Annotated in this window: 21 protein-coding genes; 7 read left to right on the top strand and 14 right to left on the bottom strand. The window is 68.8% G+C overall.

Going from position 1 to position 23,698, the window contains the following annotated elements:
• Nucleotide 1: 1 nt before the first annotated feature.
• From mmsB to LQ566_RS06370, 8 genes are all read right to left on the bottom strand, one after another.
• Nucleotides 2–913: a 3-hydroxyisobutyrate dehydrogenase gene (gene mmsB, locus LQ566_RS06335; RefSeq protein WP_231090761.1), complete on the bottom strand. Its 912-nt coding sequence runs from the start codon at nucleotides 911–913 to the stop codon at nucleotides 2–4.
• Nucleotides 910–2,070: an acyl-CoA dehydrogenase family protein gene (locus LQ566_RS06340; protein ID WP_231090762.1), complete on the bottom strand. Its 1,161-nt coding sequence runs from the start codon at nucleotides 2,068–2,070 to the stop codon at nucleotides 910–912. The genes mmsB and LQ566_RS06340 overlap by 4 nt, the downstream gene beginning before the upstream one ends.
• Before the next feature lie 11 nt (nucleotides 2,071–2,081).
• On the bottom strand, nucleotides 2,082–3,581 hold the full coding sequence (locus tag LQ566_RS06345) for a CoA-acylating methylmalonate-semialdehyde dehydrogenase (protein WP_231091391.1): 1,500 nt from the start codon (nucleotides 3,579–3,581) through the stop codon (nucleotides 2,082–2,084).
• Nucleotides 3,582–3,726: 145 nt separating this feature from the next.
• Nucleotides 3,727–4,905, bottom strand: a complete 1,179-nt coding sequence (locus LQ566_RS06350) for a thiolase family protein (RefSeq protein WP_231090763.1) — start codon at nucleotides 4,903–4,905, stop codon at nucleotides 3,727–3,729.
• Between the two features lie 89 nt (nucleotides 4,906–4,994).
• Entirely contained in the window at nucleotides 4,995–6,176 is a 1,182-nt protein-coding gene (locus LQ566_RS06355; protein WP_231090764.1) for a bifunctional 2-methylcitrate synthase/citrate synthase, read from the bottom strand.
• A gap of 136 nt (nucleotides 6,177–6,312) precedes the next feature.
• Complete coding sequence (prpB, locus tag LQ566_RS06360) at nucleotides 6,313–7,212, bottom strand: methylisocitrate lyase (RefSeq protein ID WP_231090765.1); 900 nt, start codon at nucleotides 7,210–7,212, stop codon at nucleotides 6,313–6,315.
• A gap of 49 nt (nucleotides 7,213–7,261) precedes the next feature.
• Entirely contained in the window at nucleotides 7,262–8,788 is a 1,527-nt protein-coding gene (locus LQ566_RS06365; protein WP_231090766.1) for an MmgE/PrpD family protein, read from the bottom strand.
• Nucleotides 8,785–9,423, bottom strand: coding sequence for a GntR family transcriptional regulator (locus LQ566_RS06370; protein ID WP_231090767.1), 639 nt, complete (start codon nucleotides 9,421–9,423; stop codon nucleotides 8,785–8,787). The genes LQ566_RS06365 and LQ566_RS06370 overlap by 4 nt, the downstream gene beginning before the upstream one ends.
• Before the next feature lie 214 nt (nucleotides 9,424–9,637).
• Here LQ566_RS06370 and LQ566_RS06375 point away from each other — a divergent pair, with 214 nt between their 5' ends.
• The 4 genes from LQ566_RS06375 to LQ566_RS06390 all read left to right on the top strand — a co-directional run bounded on the left by LQ566_RS06375 (nucleotide 9,638) and on the right by LQ566_RS06390 (nucleotide 13,957).
• Nucleotides 9,638–10,777, top strand: a complete 1,140-nt coding sequence (locus tag LQ566_RS06375; RefSeq protein ID WP_231090768.1) for a polysaccharide deacetylase family protein — start codon at nucleotides 9,638–9,640, stop codon at nucleotides 10,775–10,777.
• Nucleotides 10,778–10,844: 67 nt separating this feature from the next.
• Nucleotides 10,845–11,756 (top strand): ABC transporter ATP-binding protein, encoded by a 912-nt coding sequence (locus LQ566_RS06380; protein ID WP_231090769.1) that lies wholly within the window; start codon nucleotides 10,845–10,847, stop codon nucleotides 11,754–11,756.
• Between the two features lies 1 nt (nucleotide 11,757).
• A complete protein-coding gene (locus LQ566_RS06385; RefSeq protein ID WP_231090770.1) occupies nucleotides 11,758–13,407 on the top strand; it encodes an ABC transporter permease in 1,650 nt (549 codons plus the stop codon).
• Between the two features lie 4 nt (nucleotides 13,408–13,411).
• Entirely contained in the window at nucleotides 13,412–13,957 is a 546-nt protein-coding gene (locus LQ566_RS06390; RefSeq protein WP_231090771.1) for a GbsR/MarR family transcriptional regulator, read from the top strand.
• Here LQ566_RS06390 and LQ566_RS06395 read toward each other — a convergent pair.
• Genes LQ566_RS06395 through LQ566_RS06410 form a run of 4 tightly spaced genes read right to left on the bottom strand, consistent with a single transcriptional unit; the run spans nucleotide 13,926 to nucleotide 18,391 of the window.
• Nucleotides 13,926–15,149 (bottom strand): heparan-alpha-glucosaminide N-acetyltransferase domain-containing protein, encoded by a 1,224-nt coding sequence (locus LQ566_RS06395; protein WP_231090772.1) that lies wholly within the window; start codon nucleotides 15,147–15,149, stop codon nucleotides 13,926–13,928. The two genes, LQ566_RS06390 and LQ566_RS06395, sit on opposite strands and share 32 nt — an antisense overlap.
• A 43-nt stretch (nucleotides 15,150–15,192) precedes the next feature.
• Nucleotides 15,193–16,122, bottom strand: a complete 930-nt coding sequence (locus tag LQ566_RS06400) for a carbohydrate ABC transporter permease (RefSeq protein WP_231090773.1) — start codon at nucleotides 16,120–16,122, stop codon at nucleotides 15,193–15,195.
• Nucleotides 16,123–16,130: 8 nt separating this feature from the next.
• Nucleotides 16,131–17,093 carry a carbohydrate ABC transporter permease gene (locus tag LQ566_RS06405; RefSeq protein ID WP_231090774.1) on the bottom strand — a complete coding sequence of 321 codons (963 nt, stop codon included), beginning with the start codon at nucleotides 17,091–17,093 and terminating at the stop codon, nucleotides 16,131–16,133.
• Nucleotides 17,090–18,391, bottom strand: coding sequence for an ABC transporter substrate-binding protein (locus LQ566_RS06410; protein WP_231090775.1), 1,302 nt, complete (start codon nucleotides 18,389–18,391; stop codon nucleotides 17,090–17,092). Before LQ566_RS06410 ends, LQ566_RS06405 begins: the two co-directional genes overlap by 4 nt.
• Nucleotides 18,392–18,617: 226 nt before the next feature.
• On the opposite strand from LQ566_RS06410, the gene LQ566_RS06415 reads away from it, so the two are divergent.
• Genes LQ566_RS06415 through LQ566_RS06425 form a run of 3 tightly spaced genes read left to right on the top strand, consistent with a single transcriptional unit; the run spans nucleotide 18,618 to nucleotide 22,190 of the window.
• A complete protein-coding gene (locus tag LQ566_RS06415) occupies nucleotides 18,618–19,736 on the top strand; it encodes a LacI family DNA-binding transcriptional regulator (RefSeq protein ID WP_231090776.1) in 1,119 nt (372 codons plus the stop codon).
• 49 nt (nucleotides 19,737–19,785) lie between these two features.
• Nucleotides 19,786–20,778, top strand: a complete 993-nt coding sequence (locus LQ566_RS06420) for a Gfo/Idh/MocA family protein (RefSeq protein ID WP_231090777.1) — start codon at nucleotides 19,786–19,788, stop codon at nucleotides 20,776–20,778.
• Nucleotides 20,775–22,190, top strand: a complete 1,416-nt coding sequence (locus LQ566_RS06425) for a sulfatase-like hydrolase/transferase (protein WP_231090778.1) — start codon at nucleotides 20,775–20,777, stop codon at nucleotides 22,188–22,190. Before LQ566_RS06420 ends, LQ566_RS06425 begins: the two co-directional genes overlap by 4 nt.
• A 9-nt stretch (nucleotides 22,191–22,199) precedes the next feature.
• On the opposite strand, the gene LQ566_RS06430 is transcribed toward LQ566_RS06425, so the two are convergent.
• On the bottom strand, nucleotides 22,200–22,649 hold the full coding sequence (locus tag LQ566_RS06430; protein WP_231090779.1) for an NUDIX domain-containing protein: 450 nt from the start codon (nucleotides 22,647–22,649) through the stop codon (nucleotides 22,200–22,202).
• Between the two features lie 15 nt (nucleotides 22,650–22,664).
• On the bottom strand, nucleotides 22,665–23,678 hold the full coding sequence (locus LQ566_RS06435) for an aldo/keto reductase family protein (protein ID WP_231090780.1): 1,014 nt from the start codon (nucleotides 23,676–23,678) through the stop codon (nucleotides 22,665–22,667).
• Nucleotides 23,679–23,698 lie beyond the last annotated feature (20 nt).

Genomic DNA, 23,698 nt, shown 5'->3' on the forward strand with positions numbered 1-23,698 from the left:
GTCACTCGGCGCGCTGCGCCGCGGCGCTGGCGGATCGGATGGTCTCGATGATGCCCGAGAAGTCGCGTGCCGCGCCAGGGCCCTCGGCGTACCGGGCGTAGATCTCCTCCGCGTGCAGCCCCAGGGCGGCGCCGACTCCGGTCTCCTCGATCGCGTGGCGTGCGAGCCCGAGATCCTTCGCCATCAACGTCCCTGCGAAGCCGGGCCGGTAGTCGCGGTTCGCGGGGCTGGTGGGAACGGGTCCGGGCACCGGGCAGTTCGTCGTGAGCGCCCAGCACTGACCGGACGCGTGAGACGCCACCTCGAACAGCGCATCGTGCGTGAGTCCGAGCTGCTCACCCAGGACGAAGGCCTCGGCCACCGCGATCTGCGTGATACCGAGGATCATGTTGTTGCAGACCTTCGCCGCCTGCCCGAGCCCCGGCCCGCCGCAGTGGACGATGCGCGCGCCCATCGCCTCCAGCAGCGGGTGCGCGGCCGCGAAGTCCTCGTCGCTGCCACCCACCATGAAGGTGAGCGTGCCGTTCTCCGCGCCGACCACCCCACCGGACACCGGAGCATCGACGTTGCGCTGACCCGCCGCGAGCGCGAGGTCGTGCGCCTCGCGCGCCTCGCTCACCGCGATGGTGGAGCACTCGATGAACAGCGAGCCCGCCGGCGCCGCTGCCAGCAGCCCGTCGTCACCCGAGAACGCGTCGATCACATGGCGTCCGCTCGGGAACATCGTGATGACCACCTCCGCGCCGCGCGCAGCGTCGGCACCCGACGCCGCCACCGTGATTCCGGCTGCCCGCGCCGCGTCGACCGCCGCCGGAACCACGTCGAACCCGACGAGCTCGTGTCCTGCCGCGACGAGGTTCTTCGCCATCGGCAGGCCCATGTGCCCGAGTCCCAGAAAAGCGATGCGCGTCATCGCCGGCCTCCCATCACCTCTCGGCCGACGATCACCCGCATGATCTCGTTGGTCCCCTCGAGGATCTGATGCACACGCAGGTCGCGCACGACCTTCTCGATTCCGTAGTCCTGCAGATAGCCGTAGCCGCCATGCAGCTGGAGCGCCTCGTTGGCGATGCGGAAGCCCGCATCGGTGGCGAATCGCTTGGCCATGGCGCAGCGCATGGCCACGTCCTCGGCCTCGTCGTCGATGGCGCGCGCCGCATCCTGCACCATCAGGCGCGCGGCGCGCAGCTCGGTCGCCATGTCCGCCACCGCGAACTGCACCGTGGGCTGGTCCGCGAGCGCCGCGCCGAACGTGAACCGCTCGTGCACGTACTGCACGGCGCGATCCAGCGCCCAGCGGGCGCCGCCGAGCGAGCAGGAGGCGATGTTCACGCGGCCACCGTTGAGGGCCTTCATCGCGATCCGGAAGCCGCCACCCTCCTCCCCCAGCAGGTTCTCGGCGGGAACGCGCACGGCGTCCAGCACCACCTGGCGGGTGGGCTGCGCCTTCCAGCCCATCTTCTTCTCGTTCGCGCCGAAGCTCAGCCCGGGGGCGTCCGCCGGCACGATGAAGGCGGAGATGCCACGGGACCCGAGGTCGCCCGTCCGCGCCATCACGATGTAGACGCCGGCGGCGCCGGCGCCGGAGATGAACTGCTTCACCCCGGTGAGCACCCAGTGATCGCCGTCGCGCACCGCACCGGTCGCGATGGCTGCGGCGTCGGATCCCGCGCCCGGCTCGGTGAGGCAGTACGCCCCGAAGATCTCCATGCCCGTCAGCCGTGGCAGCCACTGCTGACGCTGCTCCTCGGTCCCGTAGGAGTCGATCATCCAGCCGACCATGTTGTGGATGGAGATGTACGCGGCGATGGTGGGGTCGGCGTAGGCGATCTCCTCGAAGATCGCGGCCGCGTCCTCGCGGGAGAACCCGGCACCTCCGACGTCGTCGCCGATGTAGATCCCGCCGAGGCCCAGCTCTCCGCCGCGGTGCAGCGACTCGACGGGGAACTCGCCCGTGGAGTCCCGTTCCAGGGCGAACGGCGCGAGCTCGTGCTGGGCGTACTCGCGCACGGCATCGATGATCGCGGCGCGGTCTTCGGCGGTCGTCGTGGTGGTGGTGACGGTGCTCATCGGCAGGCCTCTCAACTCATGGTCGGGATGACGAAGCTGGCTCCCTCGCGGATGCCCGAGGGCCAGCGGCTGGTGACGGTCTTGGTCTTCGTGTAGAAGCGGAAGGAGTCCGGGCCGTGCTGGTTCAGGTCGCCGAACATCGACTTCTTCCAGCCACCGAACGTGTGGTACGCGATGGGCACCGGGATCGGGACGTTCACGCCGACCATGCCCACCTGCACCCGCGACGTGAAGTCGCGAGCGGTGTCGCCATCGCGCGTGAAGATCGAGACCCCGTTGCCGTACTCGTGATCGGAGGCCATCGCCAGCGCCGTCTCGTAGTCGTCGGCGCGAGCGATGATCAGCACGGGGCCGAAGACCTCCTCGCGGTAGATGGTCATGTCGGTGTTCACGCGGTCGAAGAGCGTGGGGCCGAGGTAGAAGCCGCTCTCGTATCCGGGCACCACGAGACCACGGCCATCCAGCAGGAGCTCCGCCCCCTCCTCGACCGCCTGCGCGATGTACCCGCTCACCCGGGCGACGGCATCCGCCGTGATCAGCGGCCCGTAGTCCATGCCCGGCTCCAGCGCGGGGCCGACGGTGAGTGCGCGGGCACGCTCGGTGAGCTTGACGGCGAGCGCGTCCGCGGTCTCCTGCCCGACCGGCACGGCGACCGAGATCGCCATGCAACGCTCCCCCGCCGATCCGTATCCGGCACCGATGAGGGCGTCCGCCACCTGGTCCAGGTCGGCGTCCGGCATCACGATCATGTGGTTCTTGGCGCCGCCGAAGCACTGCGAGCGCTTGCCCTGGTCGGCGGCGGTGGTGTGGATGTAGTGGGCGATGGGAGTGGACCCCACGAAGCCGACCGCCTGGATGCGGTCGTCGAACAGCAGCGCGTCGACCGCCTCCTTGTCGCCGTTGACCACGCTGAACACGCCATCGGGAAGACCCGCCTCCGTGAACAGCTCCGCCAGTCGCAGCGGAACGGACGGGTCGCGCTCGCTGGGCTTGAGCACGAAGGCGTTGCCGCAGGCGAGGGCGGGCCCGGCCTGCCACAGCGGGATCATCGCGGGGAAGTTGAACGGCGTGATGCCGGCCACCACCCCCAGCGGCTGACGCATCGAGTAGACGTCGATGCCCCGCCCGGCGCCCGAGGTGTACTCGCCCTTCAGCAGGTGCGGCGCTCCGACGGCGAACTCCACGACCTCCACACCGCGCTGGATGTCGCCCTTCGCGTCATCCAGCGTCTTGCCGTGCTCGCTGGAGAGGAGCCGGGCGAGGTCGTCCCGGTCGCGTTCCACGAGGGCCAGGAATCGGGTGAGCACGCGGGCGCGGGCCTCGGGGTTCATCTCGCCCCAGATGCGCTGGCCGGCGACGGCGGCGTCGATCGCGGCGCGCACCTCGTCGCCGCTGGCGAGCGGCACCCGCGCCTGGACCTCGCCGGTGGAGGGATCGAACACGTCGCCGAACCGTCCCGATCGGCCCGCGGTGAGCTTTCCGCCCACGAAGTGCGACAGTTCCCTGACCATGATGACCACCACTTCCCGCGCCACCCTTGGCACCATGATCAGAATACCTGGATGTCCAAGTAAATCAATGGGCGTCCAACCGTTTCATAGCGCGCACTTGGCTCCTATCCACCGCGGATAGGAGCCAAGTGCGCGCTATGAAGGGTTAAAGCCGCTCGATGATCGTGGCGTTGGCCATCCCGCCGCCCTCACACATGGTCTGCAGACCGTAGCGTCCGCCGGTGTGTTCGAGGTGCTCGACGAGCGTGCTGAGCAGGCGAGTCCCGCTCGAGCCCAGCGCGTGGCCCAGGGCGATGGCCCCGCCCCACGGGTTGAGCTTCGCAGGGTCGGCCCCCACAGCCTCCGCCCACGCGAGCGGGACGGAAGCGAAGGCCTCATTGACCTCGTACGCATCGATGTCGTCGATCCCCAGTCCGCAGCGCTCGAGGATGCGACGCGTGGCGGGGATCGGCCCGGTCAGCATCATCAGCGGGTCATCGCCCACCACGCTGAACGCGTGGAAACGTGCCCGGGGACGCAGTCCGAGTTCCTCTGCGCGCTGCGCGCTCATGATGAGCGCCGCGGAGGCGCCGTCGGTGAGCGGCGAGGAGTTGCCCGCCGTGATGTTCCAGCCGATCTCGGGGAAGCGGGCGGCCAGCGACTCCGTGTGGAAGGCGGGGCTGAGCTTCGCGAGACCCTCGGACGTGGTCCCCGCACGGATAGTCTCATCGCGGGAGACGGTCCCGGCATCGGTGTGCACCGGCAGCAGATCGGCGTCGAACAGACCAGCGTCCGCCGCGGCTGCCGCCCGCTCGTGCGACCGCGCGGCGTAGGCGTCGAGGTCACCACGCCCGAGGCCCCACTTCGCGGCGATCAGCTCGGCCGACACGCCCTGGTTCACCAGGCCCTCCGGGTAGCGCTCCTGGATCAGGGCCGCCTCTCCGCCCACGCCGGCCAGCGAGGACCCGAGCGGCACACGGCTCATCGACTCGACGCCGCCGGCGATCACGATGTCATAGGCCCCCGCGATCACCCCCTGAGCGGCGAAGTGCACCGCCTGCTGGCTCGATCCACACTGCCGGTCGATGGTGGCCGCCGGGACCGTCTCATCGAAGCCCGCAGCGAGCACAGACCGGCGGGCGATGTTGTAGGCCTGCTCCCCGACCTGGCTGACGCAGCCCAGCAGAACGTCGTCCACCTGCCGCGATTCCAGCCCGCTGCGTGTCAGCACCGCCTGCAGCACGGGTGCCATGAGGTCCACCGGGTGGATGCCGCTGAGCGCGCCGCCGGGCTTTCCGCGTCCGACCGGGGTGCGCACCACATCGACGATGACCGCTTCGTTCATGATCTCCCTCTCCTCGCGCGAGACTTCCCTGTGCGGACGAGAATCGTCGCATTGCGGTGATTCTCGCCCACGTCCGGACGTCTCGCGGATTACTCGGCTTCGGCGGGGCGGTCCGCTGCGGCCATCTCGGCGTCGGTCGCGGTGTAGCCCGGGATGTGACGTTCCGGCTCGCCGACGTACTCGGACAGCGGGCGGATGAGGGCGTTGGATCCCAGTTGCTCCATGATGTGAGCCGTCCAGCCCGTGACCCGCGCCGCCACGAACAGCGGCGTGAAGGTGAGGGTGTCGAAACCGATCAGGTCGTAGGCCGGTCCCGACGGGTAGTCGAGGTTCGGATAGATGCCCTTGCGGCTGACGAACTCCTCCTCCAGCCGGTCGTAGAGCGCGGCCACGTCGGGGCGGTCGTAGTGCTCGACCAGGGTGTCCAGCGCTGCCTTCATCGTGGGCACGCGCGAGTCGCCGCGCTTGTAGACGCGGTGCCCGAAACCCATGATCTTGCGCTTGGCTGCAAGCGCCTCATCGAGCCACGGGCCGACATTGTCCGCGGAGCCGATCTCCGTGAAGATGTGCAGCACGGCTTCGTTCGCACCGCCGTGCAGCGGCCCCTTGAGCGCACCGATCGCGCCCACCACGGCCGAATACAGATCCGACAGCGTCGAGGCGATCACCCGCGCGGTGAAGGTCGAGGCGTTGAAGGAGTGCTCCGCGTACAGCGTCATGGAGCGGTTGAACGCGTCCACCACCACCGGGTGCGCCTCCTCCCCGAAGGTCATCCAGAGGAAGTTGGCCGCGTAGTCGAGGTCGTTGCGCGGCGGGATGATCTCCTGACCGCGACGACGACGCTGCCCGTAGGCCACGATCGCCGGCAGCGCCGCGTACAGGCGCACCGCCCGCCGGAGGTTCTCCTCCGGTGTCCCGGCCGCGTTCATCACGTCACCGGTGGCATCGAGCGCACCGATCACGGAGACCGCGGTGCGCACCTCGTCCATCGGATGTGCGTCGGTGGGGAGCAGATCGATGGCCGCGCGGACTTCGGGCGACAGCGGGCGATGCGCTCGCTCGGTCGCCTGGAACTCGGCCAGCTGCTGCGCCGTGGGCAGCTCCCCGTGCCACAGCAGATACGCGACGGCCTCGAACGGCTGCGTAGTGGCCAGTTCCTGCACCGGATAGCCGCGGTAGAGCAGGCTGTTCGTCTCGGGGTTGACCTTGGAGATGCTCGTGACGTCTACCACGACGCCGGCGAGCCCCTTCTTGATGTCGATCTCGCTCATGTCGTCTCGCTCCCTTGCGTGAATCTCAGTCTGCCTTGCCCGCCGTCCCCCGCGAAACACCCCTGCACGTCCGAGACACCCCGCAACGCAGGGTTCCCGGCCGCGCGCGGGCGTCTCGCATGACGACGGAGGGAGGTCAGCGGGTCACCGTGAAGGTGAACACCGAGTTGTCGAAGTGGTTGTATGCCTCGTAGTCGATGAGGTCGTAGAGGTCGGCCCGGTGCTGCATCTCGCCGAGCTTGTCACGGAGATGCCCCTTCTGCTCGATCTCATCCAGCGCCCGCTCGGTGGCGCCCATCGCGATGCGCAGCATCGATACCGGCCAGATCACGATGTTCATGCCGACCGACGCCAGCTGATCCACGGAGAACAGCTCACTCTTGCCGAACTCCGTCATGTTGGCCAGCAGCGGGACGTCGACGGCACGTCGCACGGCCTCGAACTCCTCGAGCGTGCGCATCGCTTCGGGGAAGATCGCATCCGCGCCGGCGTCCACCAGCTTCTTCGCGCGATCCACGGCCGCATCGAGACCCTCGACGGCGCGGATGTCGGTGCGCGCCATGATGAGGAAGTTCGGGTCGCGACGGGCATCCACCGCCGCCCGGATGCGTCGCAGGGCCGTGGACTCGTCCACCACGGACTTGCCATCCAGGTGACCGCAGCGCTTCGGGTTGACCTGGTCCTCGATGTGCAGGCCGGACAGACCCGCATCCTCCATCTCCTGGACGGTGCGCGCCACGTTCATCGGCTCGCCGAATCCGGTGTCGGCGTCGATGATCGCAGGGAGGTCGGTCATCCGCGCGATCTGCTTGCCCCGACCGGCCACCTCGGTGAGGGTGGTGAGGCCGATGTCGGGAAGGCCGAGATCGGCCGAGAGCACCGCGCCGGAGATGTAGACCCCCTCGAAGCCCTTCTGCTCGATCAGACGCGCCGAGAGCGGATTGAAGGCGCCGGGGAAGCGGAGCAGCTCACCACTGGCGAGTCGCTCACGGAACAGGCGGCGCTTGTCGGCCGCAGATGTCTGCGAATAGAGCATGAGTCCTCCGAGATGGGCGCCCCGCCGGCCGGAGCCGGCGGGGCGAGGTTCAGAACAGGCCGCGGGGCGAGGGCGCCGCGTCCAGCACGCCCGGCTTCGCGACGATCGACAGCTGCAGCACCTCATCGGCGCTCAGCTCGGGGAGGCGCTGAGCGAGATCGAGGAAGCGCTCGATCTCATCGGCGTCGAGCACGGGCTCGGCGAGGAGGCGGAACTTGCGCACGTAGTCCGCGCGCGCGAAGGGCCGGGCGCCGAGAGGGTGGGCATCTGCGACGGCGATCTCGTCAACGATCGTCGAGCCGTCCGTGAGCGTGATCTCCACCCGCCCGCCGAAAGCCTTCTCGTTGGGGTCCTCCGAGTGGTAACGACGCGTCCATTCGGCGTCCTCGGCCGTGGTCACCTTGTTCCACAGGGCCACGGTGTCGGGCCGGGCGGCACGCTCGGGGGCGTAGGAGTCCACGTGGTGCCAGGCGCCGTCCTGCAGCGCCACCGTGAAGATGTACGGGATCGAGTGATCCAGGGTCTCCCGGCTGGCCGTCGGGTCGTACTTCTGCGGGTCGTTCGCCCCCGACCCGATCACGTAGTGGGTGTGGTGGCTGGTGTGCAGCACGACGCTCGCGATGTTCGCCGGATCGCGCAGCGAAGGATTCTCGTTTCCGAGCTTGCGGGCGAGGTCGATCCACGCCTGTGCCTGATACTCGGCAGAGTGCTCCTTGGTGTAGGTGTCCAGGATGCCGCGCTTGGGCTCGCCCGGCGCGGGAAGCGGGACGTCGTACGCCGCGTCCGGCCCGTCCAGCAGCCACGCGATGACACCGTCCTCGCCCTCGTAGATGGGCGACGGACTGGTCTCGCCGCGCAGCGCGCGATCCACCGCTTCGACGGCCATCTTCCCCGCGAACGCCGGAGCGTGCGCCTTCCAGGTGGAGATCTCCCCCTTGCGCGACTGGCGGGTGGCCGTGGTGGTGTGCAGCGCCTGCCCCACCGCCTGATAGATGGTCTCGGTGGGCAGTCCGAGGAGCGTCCCGATCCCGGCGGCGGCCGACGGGCCGAGGTGGGCGACGTGGTCGATCTTGTGCTTGTGCAGGCTGATGGCGCGCACGAGGTCGACCTGGATCTCGTAACCCGTGGCGAGCCCCCGGATGAGGGCGGCACCATCCTTGCCGGCGTGCTGGGCGACGGCGAGGATCGGCGGGATGTTGTCGCCGGGGTGCGAGTACTCGGCTGCAAGGAAGGTGTCGTGGTAGTCGAGCTCGCGCACCGCGACGCCGTTGGCCCACGCCGCCCACTCCGGGCTGGTGCGGTCCTGCAGCACGCACCCGAACACGGTGGCGCCTTCGCCGCCGCGGGAGACCGGGTGATCCATCGCCTGGGCGCGTGCGGCCGAGACCGGACGGCGGGTGAGCGACGCGGCCGCGACGGCGGCGTTGTCGATGATGCGGTTGATGATCATGTCGACGACCGCGGGCTCCACCTCCACCGGATCGGTCGCTACCTCCGCGATCTTCCAGGCCAGCTGCTGGTCGCGCGGCAGATCCTCCGCGCTCTTGTAGACGCGGACGTGATGCGTGACGGTCATGAGTGTCCTTCCGGGAGTGAGGCGAGGATGTTGGTGAGCGCATTGTGCAGGTGCACGTGCGTGGCGTGGGCTGCGAGGTCCCCGTCACCGGCGGCGATCGCGCTGGCGATCAGGCGGTGTTCGGTGACGGAGGCGGCCAGGCGAGTGGTGTTCTCCCGGGAGAGCCGGCGCACGCGCACGAGATGAGTGCGGATGGTGCGTAGCGCCGCGGTGAGGTAGTCGTTCGCGACCGCGAGGTCCAGCGCGGCGTCGAAGCGCGCGATCAGGACGCTGTACGCCTCCCGCCCCGCGTCCGCGTCCAGGTTCACGGCGCCGAGCTCGTCCGCGAGCTCGGCGAACACCCGGCGGTCCCCGCGCTCCGCCGCAAGTCGTGCCGCCGTCTCCTCCAGCGCCCGCCGAACCTCGAACAGCTCACGGATGTCGTCACGATCAATGTCGGTGACCACGGTCACGCGCGGCGACACCTGCGCCACCAGACCGTCGGCGTTGAGCCGCCCGATGGCCTCGCGCAACGGCGTACGGCTGACCCCGAGACGGGCCGCCTGCTCGACCTCGCCCAGTACCGACCCGGGAGCCAGTCGTCCGGACTGGATCTCCTCGAGGAGCGTCCCGTAAGCGCGATCACTCGCTCGCATGGCACCTCCTCGTGATCGAACGATACCCCTTAGTGTATACACAAATCCTCATCTATGGGCGTGGAGCGAGCTAACGACCGGCTTTCGTATACATACCGAGACGCGCGCCAGCGTCCAGCGGGTCACGCTCGCGTCCAGCCGATACGATCGTCACGGCATCCGGCGACCCGCTCCGACCGACGAGTGCGCCCGCTGCCCGCGAAACAGGGGGATCATGACCACGCACGCCAAACCGCGCCGGGGCCGGCGAGCCCTCATCATCACGGGTGCCGTGATCGCCGCCGCAGCCGTGTTCTCGGGCGGCGTCGCACTCGGTGCGGCGCAGTCCGGAAGCGCACCCGCCGCCACGGCGCCGACCGGCAGCCACACCAGTGCGGCAACCGCCACCCCCACACCGACTCCCCTCACCGCCACCCAGCAGCTCCTCCAGGACAGCGGCGATCCGAACGCGTGCGCGGTGTCGTTCCGTGGCGAGGGCATCACCGAGGCACCGGTCGTCGAATCCGCCGGCGCCCGCTACGCCCACCTGCCGATCCCGGCGCAGGACGGACGAGTGTTCGCCGGCTGGTACGCCAGCCCCGAAGCCGCGGCCACCCGCGACACCGCATCGCGCATCAACGGCGCCGACGCGGTGGGGTGCGGACCGGAGCGCGAGGTGACGCTCCACGGTGCGTGGACCACGGCCGAGGATCTGGCCGCAACGGGAACCCGCGTGCCGATCCTGATGTACCACCAGTTCACCGACAAGCCGGAGGGCGAGGAGGGGTGGCTCCGCAACAACTTCTACGGCGTCACGGACTGGCAGAACGATCTGGCCTACATCCGCGACGGCGGCTTCTACCTCCCCACCTGGGACGAGCTCTCGGCTTTCATCGACGGCCGGCTCTTCCTCCCACCCCGCTCGGTGATCATCACCGATGACGACGCGGATTCCACCTGGCTGAACTGGGCGGTGCCCGTGGTCGATCAGGACCAGCTCCTCACCACCTCCTTCGTCATCACCAGCGCCCGCCAGGACCCCACCCCGTCGATCTGGGTGCAGCAGCGCTCGCACACCCACGCGATGCATGAGGCGGGCGAGAACGGGAAGGGCCGGATGGTCAACTGGTCAGAGGCGGACATCGCCGCCGACCTGCAGACGTCCGCGCAGATCCTCGGTGCCACGGAGGTGATCGCCTACCCGTACGGTCACTACAACGACACGGCGAAAGCCGGAGTTGCCGCCGCCGGCTTCGAGATGGCGGTGACCACCGAGTGGGGTTACGTCACCGTCGGCTCCGACAAACTCGCCCTGCCTCGCGTCCGGATGAACTGGGGCATGACGGTGGACGACCTCGCGGGCATGATCGGCTGAGGTCCTCACGAAACCCTCACGGTTCACATTCTTCACAAAATCGTGAAACGGGCGTAGCGTCCCCGGCATGAACACCGTCATCAGCACGGAGGGCCTGCGCAAGACGTACGGCCGCGTGCATGCGCTGGATGGGCTCGATCTCTCGGTCTCGGCGGGACAGGTGCACGGTTTCCTGGGTCCGAACGGCGCCGGAAAGTCCACCACGATCCGGATCCTGCTGGGCCTGGCTCGCTCCTCAGGCGGCACCGCACGGCTACTTGGCGCCGATCCGTGGCACGATGCGGCAGCACTTCATCGACGGATCGCGTACGTTCCCGGCGACGTCAGCGTCTGGCCGAACCTCACCGGTGGCGAGGCCGTGGATCTCCTGGTGCGCCTGCGCGGCGGCGATACCCGCACGGCCGAGTACCGTGCCGAACGAGAGCGGCTGTCCACCGCGTTCCAGTTCGATCCACGTACCCGAGGGCGCGCGTATTCGAAGGGGAACCGGCAGAAGATCTCCCTGATCGCCGCCTTCGCGCTCCCCGCCGAGCTGTACATCCTGGATGAGCCCACGAGCGGGCTGGACCCGCTGATGGAGATCGTGTTCCAGCAGGAGGTGTCGCGCGTGAGCGCTGCCGGGGCCACGGTGCTGCTGTCGAGCCACATCCTCAGCGAGGTGGAGCGTCTGTGCGATCACGTCTCGATCATCCGTGCGGGCCGCATCGTCGAGACCGGAACCCTTGCCGACCTGCGCCACCTCACCCGGACCGAGGTGTCCTTCGACGATGACGGGACCGTCCCCGCGGGGGCGCAGGACGTGGTCCGGGAGGGAGGACGAATCCGTTTCACGGTCGACCCCGCCGACATGCCCACAACCCTGGCGACCCTGGCGGATGCGAAAGTGCAGGGGTTGCGCGTGAATCCGCCCTCCTTGGAGGAGCTGTTCCTGCGTCACTATGGAGACGACGCCACGACGCGCCGTGGATCGGCGGCGTGAGATGAGCACTCTCGTCGCGCATCGAACGAGCCACGCCGGCGCGGTCCGCTCGCTGTGGGCGCTGCAGACGCGCCGGGACCGCCTGCAGCTGCCGCTGTGGATCCTCGGGAACGCCGCGATGGCCGCGCTCGCCGTCACCGGCGTCACGCAGTCGTACGGCACGGACCCCGAGCGGAGCACGCTGCTCGCCACGGCGATCGCGAACCCCGTGATCCTCACTTTCCGCGGCCTGCCGTCCGGCTCCGCCACCCCCGCGTTCACCGGATTCCTCATCGTTCCCTTCCTCGTGATGATCGCGGCGTTCATGAGCTCCTTCCTCGCGGTGCGGCACACCCGCGCGGAAGAGGAGAGCGGGAGAGCCGAGCTGATCGGTGCCACCGCCGCTTCGCGCCGCGCCGTGATCTGGGCGACGATCCTGCATGGCATCACGGCCAACCTCGTCACGGCGGTCGCCATCGCCGTTGCCTTCCTCGCCAGCGGCCTGCCCTGGGGCGGCAGCGTCATGGCCGGGCTGGCGACGGGGGCCGCCGGCCTCGTCTTCCTCGGAATCGCGCTTATCGGCGCGCAACTGTTCGCCACCGCGCGAGGCGCGAACGCACTCGGGGTGATCGCCATTCTCGCCGGCTTCCTCCTCAGCGGCGTGGGTAACGCTCTCGGTACTCCCAACGCCGACCTGACCCGGATGGAGAGTTCCCCGCTCACCTGGTTCAGCCCGTTCGGCTGGGCGGAGAACGTCCGCCCGTTCGCCGATGACGCGGCCGGCCCCCTCGTTCTGCTCCTCGGCGCTGCCGCCGCGGCCGTGCTGCTGGCATACCTCCTGCAGGGCCGGCGCGACCTGGGCGGGTCCCTGGTAGCTCCCCGACGCGGTCCCGCGACGGCGGACTGGGTCCTGCGCGGGCCGGTGACGCTGGTGGGCCGGCTCACGCGCGGCACGATCCTCGCCTGGGCGGTCGGGGCGTTCCTCACCGGCGCTCTGGCGACGTCACTCGCGGCGGTCGTGCAGGAGATGGGCGGCAGCAATCCGGCTGTCGCGGCAATCCTGGAGGCGATGTCGGAGAACGACGACCTGCAGGCGGGAACGGTCGTGATCTTCTTCACGGTGGTCGGCATCCTGGCCTCCTGCTGCGCCGTGCAGATCATCGCCCGGGCACGCCAGGAGGAGACCCACGGGACGGTGGAGCCTGTCTGGGCGGCGAGTGTCGGCCGGCGGACCTGGCTGACGTCGTATCTGGTCGCCGCCGCGGTGGCCATCTGCGCCGTGGACGGGGCCGCCGCGCTCGGCGCGTTCGCGGGCCTCAGCCGCACCAGCGCCGATCTCGCCGCCGACGTGTGGGTGGGAGCAGCGGGCCAGGCCGCGGTGGCGGCGGTGTTCCTCGCGATCACGGCACTGGTGCTGGTGGTGCTCCCCCGGTGGACGACCGGCGTCGGCTGGTCGATCGTGGTGCTCGCGACGATCATCGGTCTGTTCGGGCCCCTGTTCGGGCTGCCGGACCAACTCACGCGGCTCTCGCCCTTCGCTCAGACGCCCATCCTCACCGCCGGCGGCGGCGTGGACGGGCGTGGCGTGGGCGGCATCATCGTCACGGCCGCGGTGGTCCTCGCACTGTCGGTGTGGCTGGTTCGTCGTCGGCCGCTGGTCACGGCAGGCTGAGGTCATGTCCGCTGCTGACTCGCCCGCCCCCTCCCGCACTACGCCGGGCCCGTCCGCCGAGGACGCTGGCCGCGCCGAGGACGCTGACCGAGCCGTGGACGAGCACCGGGCCGTGGAGGCTGCCGAAAAGGCGGCCGCCGTGATGACCGCGGCCGGGATGGCCCGCATGCCGGCGCGGGTGCTGATGGCCCTCGTAGCGGCTCCAGCCGACGGCTACACCGCAGCCCAGCTGGCCGAGCGGCTGGGCGTGAGCGCCGCAGCGATCTCCGGAGCCGTCACCTATCTGCACCGCCTGCACTTCATCGAGCGCCTCTCCCGGCCGGGCACCCGCGTCGTTCAGTACGCCGTGGTGCGGGAGACCTTCTACGGCTCGATCACCTCCAACGCACCGATCTACGCCCGGATGGCCGCCTTCATCGACGAGATCGCCGCGGCGCACTCCGGGGATGCGGCAGCGTCCGCGCGCGCGACGGAGATGGCCGACTTCTTCCGCTTCCTCGCGGAGCGCTTCCCTCAGCTCATCGACGAGTGGCGGCAGCGACAGGGCTGACGGCCCGCCGTCGCGGCACGAGCAGCAGCGCGCCACGCACGCTCACCGCGATCAACGCCTCGAGCGGGCCCTTGCGCCGCAGTGCCAGCAGAATCGCGCCGATCACCAGAGCGCCCGCCACGTTCATCGCCCACAGCTCGAAGCCCGCACCCCGCGGTCCCATCGACATCGCGATCGGGATGGAGGCCAGACAGTGCGCCACGTAGATGGTGAGCGGCGCGGCGCCGGTCGTGGCGATGAGGCGAACGGGATAGGCCAGCCGACGCCGATCGGCGGTCAGCGCCGTCATGAGCCCGATGACCGAGACGGCCACCGCGCCGGTGCGGAGGATGTCCATCGGCGTTCCCGAATGCGGCGCCGCAATGAGCTGCATCCACCAGGTTCCGGTGGGCATGGCCCCGTACGAGCCCCCGCTCTGCGCGATGATCGCCTGCTGCAGTTCGCCAGAGTTCGGGGCCATCGCGCCCACGGCAGCGAGCGTCACCGAGCTGACGATGATCGCCAGTGCTGCGAACGCCCCGCCGCCGACCGCGGCGATCCACCCCCACCCACGAAGTCCGCCACGCTCAGCGGTGACGATCATCCCGCGAGCGACGAGGATGCCGAGCAGCAGATACACAAGCCAGGTGATCACCGGGTAAACCCCGGTGAGGAGGAGGGCCCGCAGGGCGGTGACCGGATCGGCGAAATCACCCAGAGGCAGGCTCTCCCCCTCCAGGAAGATCCCCAGATCCACGCGCAGGGCGGCGTTGAAGCCGCCCCCGAACAGGGCCAGGAGACCGCCCACGAGCACGATCAGCCAGGACGGGGCGAGCAGGAAGGGCCCCGCGACGATCATGGCAGCCCCGAAGTAGACCAGCACCACGACCATCACCACCGGCGGCTCGGCGAGAAGCGTGCCGATGAACATCACGATGAGCCCCCGCACCAGCACGGCGATCAGCACTCCCCTCGCGCCCCGTTCCTCGCGCACCCGTCTGGTCGCCAGCACCAGCGACATGCCGCCGAGCACGGCGAAGAGCGTGGATGCCGTCCCTTCGCTCAGCTGGAACGCCGTAGTCGCGGCGATGGCGCGAAGCGGATCATTGGAGGCGCGATCGTTGAGCCACAGGTGCGCGGCGAACATCCCGATGAGCGCGACGAATCGCGCGAGGTCGAGACCCGCGAAACGCGTGGGGAGGGAGGACGGCACGCCCCCATCATCGCAGTCCGTGATGGGGGCGTGATCCGCCGGCCTACTTCCCCATTCCGAGCGTGAGGCCCTCCGTGAGACGCCGGCCCAGCCAGAGGTAGATCGCGAGCATCGGCAGCACCACGATGCACAGGCCCGCGAACAGCCCGCCCCAGTCGGCGCCGGAGTACGTCTGCTGCTGGATGAATGAGATGAGTGCCACGGGCAGGGTGTACCTGTCTGTGGACTGCAGCAGCGTCAGCGCGAGCAGTGTCTCGTTCCAGTGCGAGATGACCTGGAGGACGAACGCCGTGAGGATGCCGCCCTTCGCCAGAGGCAGGGTGATCCGCCAGAACGTCCCGAACGCGGTCGTGCCGTCCAGAGCCGCTGCCTCCTCGAGCTCCTGAGGCAGCGAGCGGAAGAAGGCGATGAGAAGGAACACGGTGAAGGGCATCGAGACCCCCACATAGACGATGTTGAGCCCGATCAGGCTGTCGGTGAGGTAGACCTCGTTGAGCATCACGAACAACGGGATCAGGATCACCTGCACCGGGATTCCGAGGCCGAGCACGAAGTACATCGTGAGGGCGTTCGTGAACCGGTTCTCCACGCGGCCGAGGTAGTACGCGGCGGGTGCTGCGATGGCGACGGTGACGAAGGAGGAGACCAGCGTGGTGCTGACGCTGTTCAGTGTCGCCGTGGCGAAGTCGCCGGCGGTCCAGGCCGTCACGAAGTTCACGGGATCCAGCGAGGTGGGAAGGCCCCACGGGTCGCTCAGGATCGAGCGGGTGTCGCGGAAGGCCTGGATCACCATCCACACCATCCACGCGATGTTCAGGGCGACGAATGCCCACAGCAGCACCAGCCCGACACCACGGAGCACGCTGCGCTCTCGACCGATCGCGGCCCCACGGCGACGACGGGGCGGTTCCGCCGTGCCCGTGACGATCGCGCGGGTGCTGGGCTGCTGCCGGATCTCTTCGATAGCGGTCATCACGACTCCTAGAACTCGATCGCGTCGCGCTTCATCACGCGGCGCAGCAGGACGACGAGCACGGACACGAGGGCGAGCGACAGGATCGCGCTGGCGCTGGCCATGCCGTAGGCCGGAATGGACTCTCCGGAGAACGCCGTCACATAGGTGTAGACGGCCGTGCTCCACGTCCGGGTGGGCGGGATCCCCTGGCCCGTGGAACCGCCGAAGATCCAGATGATCTCGAAGATCTTCACCGAGGAGATGGTCCACAGCACCGCGCAGGTGCCGAACACATCCCAGGTCAGCGGGAGGATCACATAGCGCAGCCGCTGGAACGCGTTGGCGCCGGCCAGCGCGCAGTCCTCGTAGTAGTACGGCGGGATGCGGTCGACGCCGGCCATCAGGATCGTCGTGTAGTAGCCGGTGGTGATCCAGGTGAGCATCACCATGATCAGCGGGAACAGGTTCTCCGTCGCGAGCCAGGCGGGCGGGTCGGCAACCCCCGCCCACCCCAGGAGCGTGTTCACCAGCCCGCCCGGGTTCAGCACGAACCCGGCGAGCACGCCGAAGATCATGGCGTTGACGAGGTGAGGGAAGAAGATCACGGAACGGGCGATCTTTCGTCCGGCCATGTCGCGCAGCACGAGGGTGAGACCGAACGACACCGCGAACACGGCGATACCCACCACGAACAGCAGCAGCAGCGTGTTGCTGAACGACTGGAGGAACAGCTTGTCGCCGAAGAGCTTGACGTAGTTGCCGATGCCGACGAACTCCATCGGACCCGATCCGGGCCATTTGTGGAAGCTGATCCAGATCGCGTACACGGACGGGGCGACGAACAGCACCGAATAGAACAGCAGCGCCGGCCCGACGAACGGGATGAAGAGCCTCTTGCGCGCCGTGTCGATGGCATTGCCCCGGCCGCGGGACGCACGTCGCGCCCCGCGACCGACCGACACGTCGGGGATCACAGCCGTCTGGGTCATGAGTTCTGTTTCCAGTAGTCGGCTTGCCCGGAGGCCATCGCCGCGATGAAGTCCGCCGCGGAGAGCTTGCCCTGCACGAGCTGATCGATCGTGGGATAGAGCAGCTTCTCGGCGTACCCCGGCAGCGTGATGCCGTCGTTCTGCACGTAGAACGCGTCGGCCTCCTCCAGCGCTCTCTTCACCGAGGCGACCTCGGGGCTGGTGGCGGCATCGGCGCGGACCGGCAGGATCTTCGCGTCCGTGCCCAGCGCGTCCTGGTACTTCTTGCCGAGGAAGAACGAGGCGAATCGCTGGGCGTTCTCGGCGTTCTTGGCCTTGACCGGCACGGCGAACCCGATGAAGTCGGCGCGGGAGAACTGCTTGTCGCCATCGATCGTCGGGAACGGGAAGGACGAGTACTGGAAGTCGCTCGCGGCGTAGGACGCCGTCTCCGTCGGAATCCAGGTGCCGTTGTACAGCAGCGCCGCCTGGTTGTCGGCCCAGGCCTGCTGCTGCGCGGGCCACTTGCTGGCGTTGTATCCGGAGATGAAGTACCCGCCGTCGACCAGCTGCTGCACCGCCTCGGCGGCCTTCACTGCATCGGCGCCTTCCCAGGCCTTGCCGCTGTGATCATCGGCGATCTTCTTCATCGCCCCGGGGCCGGCGATGTGAACGAGCGCCGCCGTGTACCAGTAGGCGTTGTAGCCGGACACGTCGCCGTCGATCGCGAGCGGGACCTCGTTCGCAGCTTTGAGCGTGTCGAGCTCGGCGAGGAATGCATTCCAGTCCTTCGGCGGCGCGCTCTCCAGCTCGGGGTGGGTGGCAGCGTTGAACCAGATCGCGTCGCTGGTGAGCGTGTACGGCAGCATCCAGGGAACCTCCTCACCCTCGCGGGTGATGTCGGTGTCGGCGAGATACGCATCCGGGATGAGGTCGGAGATCTTCTCGCCGTCCACATCGGAGGCGTATGCCTCCGTCAGTTCTCTGGCCTGACCGCTCGTCGCCAGAACCGGGGCGAGCTTGGCGAACGAGCTGTCGATGAGATCGGGGACGTTGTTGGTGTTGAGCGTCGGGACGACCTTCTTGACGCTGTCACGTCCCTGCCACTGGACGTCGACCGTGATGCCGGTCTCCGCCGTGAAGTCGGCGATCGCAGCGGCAAGCACCTTCTGCTGCGCCTCCCCCTCCTTCCACATCGACCAGTACGTGAGCGTGCCGCCCGAATCCTGGCCGCCGTCGGCGCCAGCTGCGCATCCCGTGGCCGAGAGGGCGAGCGCGCTGATCAGAGCGAGGGCTGAGAGCTTGCGGATCTTCGCCATCGAGTTTCCTTCCCTAAAAGAGGCTTCATCGCCTGCGTCGGTCGACTCTCGCGCCCGGGGAAGTGAGCATTCAAGGAGTAATCAGAGATTCATCTTTTCGAATACGACGCGGTGTGCAGCTCGGACTCGTAGTGCACCTGTCGTTGCCGAGAGGAATCGGAGAATACGTCTTTATTCCTCCCTCCCGTCGCCACAGAATCGGAGAAGACACGACGGAGGGAACGGGATGGCGAGAAAGCACACGGCACCGGTGCGTGATGCGGAATCGCGGGGACTCAAGTTCGAGATCCTCGCCGATCAGCTGCGCCGCGGCATCCTCGCCGGCACCTGGACCACGGGGCAGAAACTCCCCACCGAGCAGGAGCTCTCCAAGGAGAGCGGGCTGTCTCTGACCACCGTGCGCCGCGCGTTCGATGAACTGGTGGCCGAACGCATCGTGGTGCGGCGCCAGGGCGCGGGCAGCTTCGTCGCTCCGGTGCGCCCCCGCGACGAGCGCGTGCGCCGCAACATCGGCGTGCTGCTGCCCGACACCCAGCTCTACTACCCCCGGGTTCTGCAGGGCATCGATGAGTCTCTCGCGGCGGCGGGTGCCGCGCTTCAGCTGGCCACCTACCGGACACAGCCCGAGCGGGGAGACGATTCCCTCGGGGCGCTGCTCGACAGCGGTGTCGATGGCCTCCTCATCGCTCCGACGCCCGCATGGATCGCGGATTCGGCCGCCCGTGTCCGCCAGCTCGAGGAGCTGCCCGTCCCCGTGGTGCTCCTGGAGCGCAGCCCCCTGAATCTGGGCTCGGCCGACACCACGGAGCACGTCTGTGCGGATCACCGCGGGGGCGCGTACGACGCGGTGCGACATCTCGCCAGCCTGGGACACACGCGCATCGCGCTCCTCACGCGCCAGCAGCATCCTGCCGAATCGAGCGTGGAGACCGGATACCGGCAGGCTGTCGCCGACCTGGCGCTGGCGCCGTCACTGGAGTACTCCCCGTCCGAGGACACCTGGGACTCCGCTTCCGCCGATTCCGCCTTCGAGCGGCTGCGGGAGTTCGAGGCGACCGCGGCCCTCGTCTTCGGCGATCGGGAGGCGACGCTGCTGGAGGGCGCCATTCAGCGCGGCGGCCTGGGCGTGCCCCGCGACATCGCGCTGGTGTCCTACGACGACGAGGTGGCCGACCTCGCCCCGGTTCCGCTCACCGCCGTGGCGCCACCGAAGTACCGGATGGGCCGCATGGCCGCGGACGTCCTGCTGCGGCGGCTCCGCGAGGGCGACGACTGCCCGCTGCACCAGATCCGGCTCCGCCCCCGGATCGTCGTGCGTCACTCGTGCGGCGCACGCGAGAGCTGATGGCCATCGACGAGTGCCGCGAGGTCACCACCCACCACAGAGGAGAGTCATGCGCATCGGATTGATCGGAGCGGGCGCCGTGGCGCCGTTCCATGTCACCGCGGCCGCCGTACTGGACGGCGTCACACTCGCCGCCATCTGCGATATCGATGAGGGGGCCGGCCGGCGCGCCGCATCCGGAACCGGTGCCCGGGTGTTCGCCGATCACCGGGAGTTGCTCGCGGCCGGCGCTGTCGATGCCGTCATCGTGAACACCCCCCATGCATTCCACCTGCCGATCGTCGAGGACGCGGCCGCGGCCGGCGTGCATGTGCTCGTGGAGAAGCCGATGGCCATCACCGTCTCGGAGTGCGACCGGATGATCGCCCTCTGCGCTCAGGCAGGCATCGCCCTCGCGGTCGGTCACATCCAGCACTTCCTTCCGGCCATGCTCGCCGCCGAACGCGCTCTGGCCGCCGGAGATGCAGGTCCGGTACGGATGATCCGGGACAACCGCAGCACCGACTACCGTCCCGGTTCCCGCTCCCCGTGGTTCTTCTCCCCGGAGATCGCCGGCGGAGGTGCACTGCTGAACATCGGCGGCCATTGCATCGACCGCTCGCTCTGGCTCGGCGGAGGCCGCGCTGTCACGGTGCTCGCCAGCACCGCACATCGCTTCGGCTCGCCAGTGGAGACCGATGGCGGGATGCAGCTGCATCTCGACAACGGGGTGGGCGTCACGATCTGCGTCGTGAGCGACCCGGCGACGCGCGCGGACGTCCTCTCGATCGTGTGCGAGCGAGGGGTGATCGAAGTGAACCCGCGCATCGGCACGACCGTGCATATCGACGGACGATCTCGCGTGGTGCACGAGAGCGCCGACGATGACATCCAGCGGGCCTTCACGGCTCAGCTGGCGGACTTCGTCGCGGTCATCGGCCGAGCCGCTCCCGCCGTTCCCCTCGCTCACGCGCGCCATGTGGTCGAGCTGGTCCACGCCGCCTACCGCTCGGCCGCCACCGGCGCCGCCGTCGCCCTCGCCGCCGCGGAGACCACCGCATGAGCACACCTCAGCCCAACATCATCCTCATCGTGAGCGATGATCAAGGTCCCTGGGCGCTCGGCGCAGCGGGCAACCATGAGATCCGCACTCCTGTCCTCGACGATCTCGCACGCCGCGGAACTCGACTGGATCACTTCTTCTGCGCGTCCCCCGTGTGCTCCCCGGCGCGTGCGAGCCTGCTCACCGGGCAGATCCCGTCAGCCCACGGCGTGCACGACTATCTCAGTGGCGCCTCGGTGGGGCCGGACAGCCGCGACTACCTGCACGGACTGCCCACCCTCACCGACGCGCTCGCCGACGCCGGGTACCGCCTCGGCCTCTCGGGCAAATGGCACCTCGGAGCCAACGACGTGCCCCGACGCGGCTTCGTGCACTGGTATGCGCTGGAAGGCGGCGGCAGTCCGTATCACGATGCGGTGATGTACCGGGACGGGGTGGCCGAGCACGTCACGGACTACCTCACCGATGTGATCGCCGATGATGCGATCGCCTTCATCGACGCCGAGCAGGGCCAGGACGCGCCCTTCTTCCTCGCGGTCAACTTCACCGCACCGCACCGCCCGTTCGCCGGCGAGCACCCCGATGAGTTCACGACTCTGTACCGCGACTGCTCGTTCGAGACCTGCCCGCAGGAAGAACCGCACCCCTGGCTGCAGACACAGGACGGCGCCCCGATCGGCGGCGAGTCCGACACCCGCGAGGCGCTGATCGGCTACTTCGCCTCGGTGACCGCGATGGACGCCGCCATCGGACGCGTGCTCGACCGGCTGCGCGCGCATGGGATTCACGAAGACACGATCGTGGTCTTCCTCAGCGACAACGGATTCAGCTGTGGTCAGCACGGGTTCTGGGGCAAGGGCAACGGCACCTTCCCGATGAACCTGTACGACGAGTCGGTCATGGTGCCCTTCATCATCTCGGCGCCGGGACGCCTGCCGGAAGGAAGCGTGCACGACCACCTGCTCAGCGCCTACGACCTGCCCGCCACGTTGCTCGAGCTCATCGGTGAGGATCCTGCCGCCTTCGAGCAGGGACCGGGTCGCAGCTTCGCCGAGCTGCTCCGGGTGGGTGGCACCGGCAGACCCGAACGCCCCGTCGTGGTGCACAGCGAATACGGGCCGGCCCGGATGATCCGCACCCGCGAGCGCAAGTACGTCCATCGAGCCCCCTACGGCCCGCACGAGCTCTACGACCTCGTCAGCGATCCGAAAGAGCGCGTCAACCTCGTCGACGATCCAGCGTGGGCCGAGGAGGTGGCCGCGCTTCGGCGCCTGCTGCGCGAGTGGTTCGCCGCCCACAGCACGGGGGCGGCTGACGGGGCTGCCCTGCCCGTCATGGGCTCCGGACAGGTGCGCACGCTCGATGACGACCCGCAGGGGGCGTTCGGCCCGCCCGGCTGGGACGGCGCCTGATCACGGCGGTCAGATCAGATCGAGGAGCCGTCGCTGCCCGGTCACCAGACGCGTGCGGGCGAGGACGATGCTGCTCCAGAGCACGCGATCCATCTCGGGAAATCGCTGAACCCTCCCGGAGCGCGGGGGCCACTCCAGCTCGAACTCACCGAAGACGGCGGCCGTGACATCGAGATCCGCCGCCACCCGGAACACGGTCAGCTGCTTGCTGGAGGTGACACGGAACACCCCCAGCTCCGTGGTGGGTCCCTCGGGGACCGCCAGCCCCAGTTCTTCTTCGAACTCCCGGCGCGCGGCCTCCCAGGCGTGCTCCGCCTCGGGGTCGTACTCCCCCTTCGGAATGCTCCAGGCTCCCTCGTCCTTGCGAGCCCAGAACGGACCGCCCATGTGACCGATGAGGACTTCCCGAGACGCACCGTGGCCGCGCACGAGCAGGATTCCTGCGCTGTGCACGGCCACGTCGTGTGCGTCCGCTCAGACCAGGCGGGACTTCGGCGAAACCGAGTACGTGTCTTCGGGGTCGCTGTTGACCACCGATCCGAGTGCCGCGTCGATGGCGGCCATGGTGTCGGAGTCCAGCTTCACACCGGAGGCCTTAACGGTGTCGGCCAGCTGCTCCGGACGAGAGGCGCCCACGAGTGCCGCCGCGATGTTCGGGTTCTGAAGAACCCACGCGATGGCCAGCTGCGGCATGGTCAGGCCGTTGTCGGCCGCGATCGGCTTGAGGTTCTGCACGGCGGTCAGCACGTCGTCGGTCAGGAAGCGCTTGATGAAATCGGCGCCGCTCTTCTCGTCGGTGGCACGCGAACCGGCTGGGACCGGCTGCCCGGGGAGGTACTTTCCGCTCAGCACGCCCTGCGCCATGGGCGACCAGACGATCTGCGAGATGCCGAGCTCCTCGGATGCCGGAACGACCTTGCCCTCGATGACGCGCCAGAGCATCGAGTACTGCGGCTGGTTGGAGATGAGCTGGATGCCGAGTTGCTTGGCCAGCGCGTGGCCTTCACGAAGCTGTTCCGCCGTCCACTCCGAGACTCCGATGTAGAGGACCTTGCCCTGACGGACCAGGTCGGCGAATGCCTGGAACGTCTCTTCCAGCGGGGTCTCGTAGTCGAACCGGTGGGCCTGGTAGAGGTCGACGTAGTCGGTCCCGAGGCGCTTGAGGGAGCCGTGCAGCGACTCGAAGATGTGCTTGCGGCTGAGACCGGTGTCGTTGGGCCCCTTCGGACCGGTGGGGAAGTAGACCTTCGTGAAGATCTCCAGGCTCTCGCGGCGCTGGTCCGCCAGCGCCTTGCCCAGCACCACTTCGGCGGCCGTGTTGGCGTACGTGTCGGCGGTGTCGAAGGTGGTGATACCCGCATCAAGGGCGGCATGGACGGTGGCGATGGCGGCGGAGTCGTCGACCTGCGAGGCATGGGTGACCCAGTTGCCGTAGGTGATCTCCGAGACCTTGAGCCCGCTGTTTCCGAGGTAGCGATATTCGACCATGCCACCACGCTAGTGCGTGT

This window comes from Microbacterium nymphoidis, assembly GCF_021044885.1.
In the GTDB taxonomy this organism is placed as follows: domain Bacteria; phylum Actinomycetota; class Actinomycetes; order Actinomycetales; family Microbacteriaceae; genus Microbacterium; species Microbacterium nymphoidis.

Bases quoted from the DNA above. Each gene is read 5' to 3' on its own strand.
- mmsB (WP_231090761.1), bottom strand. From the start codon at position 913: ATGACGCGCATCGCTTTTCTGGGACTCGGGCACATGGGCCTGCCGATG.
- LQ566_RS06340 (WP_231090762.1), bottom strand. From the start codon at position 2,070: ATGAGCACCGTCACCACCACCACGACGACCGCCGAAGACCGCGCCGCG.
- LQ566_RS06345 (WP_231091391.1), bottom strand. From the start codon at position 3,581: ATGGTCAGGGAACTGTCGCACTTCGTGGGCGGAAAGCTCACCGCGGGC.
- LQ566_RS06350 (WP_231090763.1), bottom strand. From the start codon at position 4,905: ATGAACGAAGCGGTCATCGTCGATGTGGTGCGCACCCCGGTCGGACGC.
- LQ566_RS06355 (WP_231090764.1), bottom strand. From the start codon at position 6,176: ATGAGCGAGATCGACATCAAGAAGGGGCTCGCCGGCGTCGTGGTAGAC.
- prpB (WP_231090765.1), bottom strand. From the start codon at position 7,212: ATGCTCTATTCGCAGACATCTGCGGCCGACAAGCGCCGCCTGTTCCGT.
- LQ566_RS06365 (WP_231090766.1), bottom strand. From the start codon at position 8,788: ATGACCGTCACGCATCACGTCCGCGTCTACAAGAGCGCGGAGGATCTG.
- LQ566_RS06370 (WP_231090767.1), bottom strand. From the start codon at position 9,423: ATGCGAGCGAGTGATCGCGCTTACGGGACGCTCCTCGAGGAGATCCAG.
- LQ566_RS06375 (WP_231090768.1), top strand. From the start codon at position 9,638: ATGACCACGCACGCCAAACCGCGCCGGGGCCGGCGAGCCCTCATCATC.
- LQ566_RS06380 (WP_231090769.1), top strand. From the start codon at position 10,845: ATGAACACCGTCATCAGCACGGAGGGCCTGCGCAAGACGTACGGCCGC.
- LQ566_RS06385 (WP_231090770.1), top strand. From the start codon at position 11,758: ATGAGCACTCTCGTCGCGCATCGAACGAGCCACGCCGGCGCGGTCCGC.
- LQ566_RS06390 (WP_231090771.1), top strand. From the start codon at position 13,412: ATGTCCGCTGCTGACTCGCCCGCCCCCTCCCGCACTACGCCGGGCCCG.
- LQ566_RS06400 (WP_231090773.1), bottom strand. From the start codon at position 16,122: ATGACCGCTATCGAAGAGATCCGGCAGCAGCCCAGCACCCGCGCGATC.
- LQ566_RS06405 (WP_231090774.1), bottom strand. From the start codon at position 17,093: ATGACCCAGACGGCTGTGATCCCCGACGTGTCGGTCGGTCGCGGGGCG.
- LQ566_RS06410 (WP_231090775.1), bottom strand. From the start codon at position 18,391: ATGGCGAAGATCCGCAAGCTCTCAGCCCTCGCTCTGATCAGCGCGCTC.
- LQ566_RS06415 (WP_231090776.1), top strand. From the start codon at position 18,618: ATGGCGAGAAAGCACACGGCACCGGTGCGTGATGCGGAATCGCGGGGA.
- LQ566_RS06420 (WP_231090777.1), top strand. From the start codon at position 19,786: ATGCGCATCGGATTGATCGGAGCGGGCGCCGTGGCGCCGTTCCATGTC.
- LQ566_RS06425 (WP_231090778.1), top strand. From the start codon at position 20,775: ATGAGCACACCTCAGCCCAACATCATCCTCATCGTGAGCGATGATCAA.
- LQ566_RS06435 (WP_231090780.1), bottom strand. From the start codon at position 23,678: ATGGTCGAATATCGCTACCTCGGAAACAGCGGGCTCAAGGTCTCGGAG.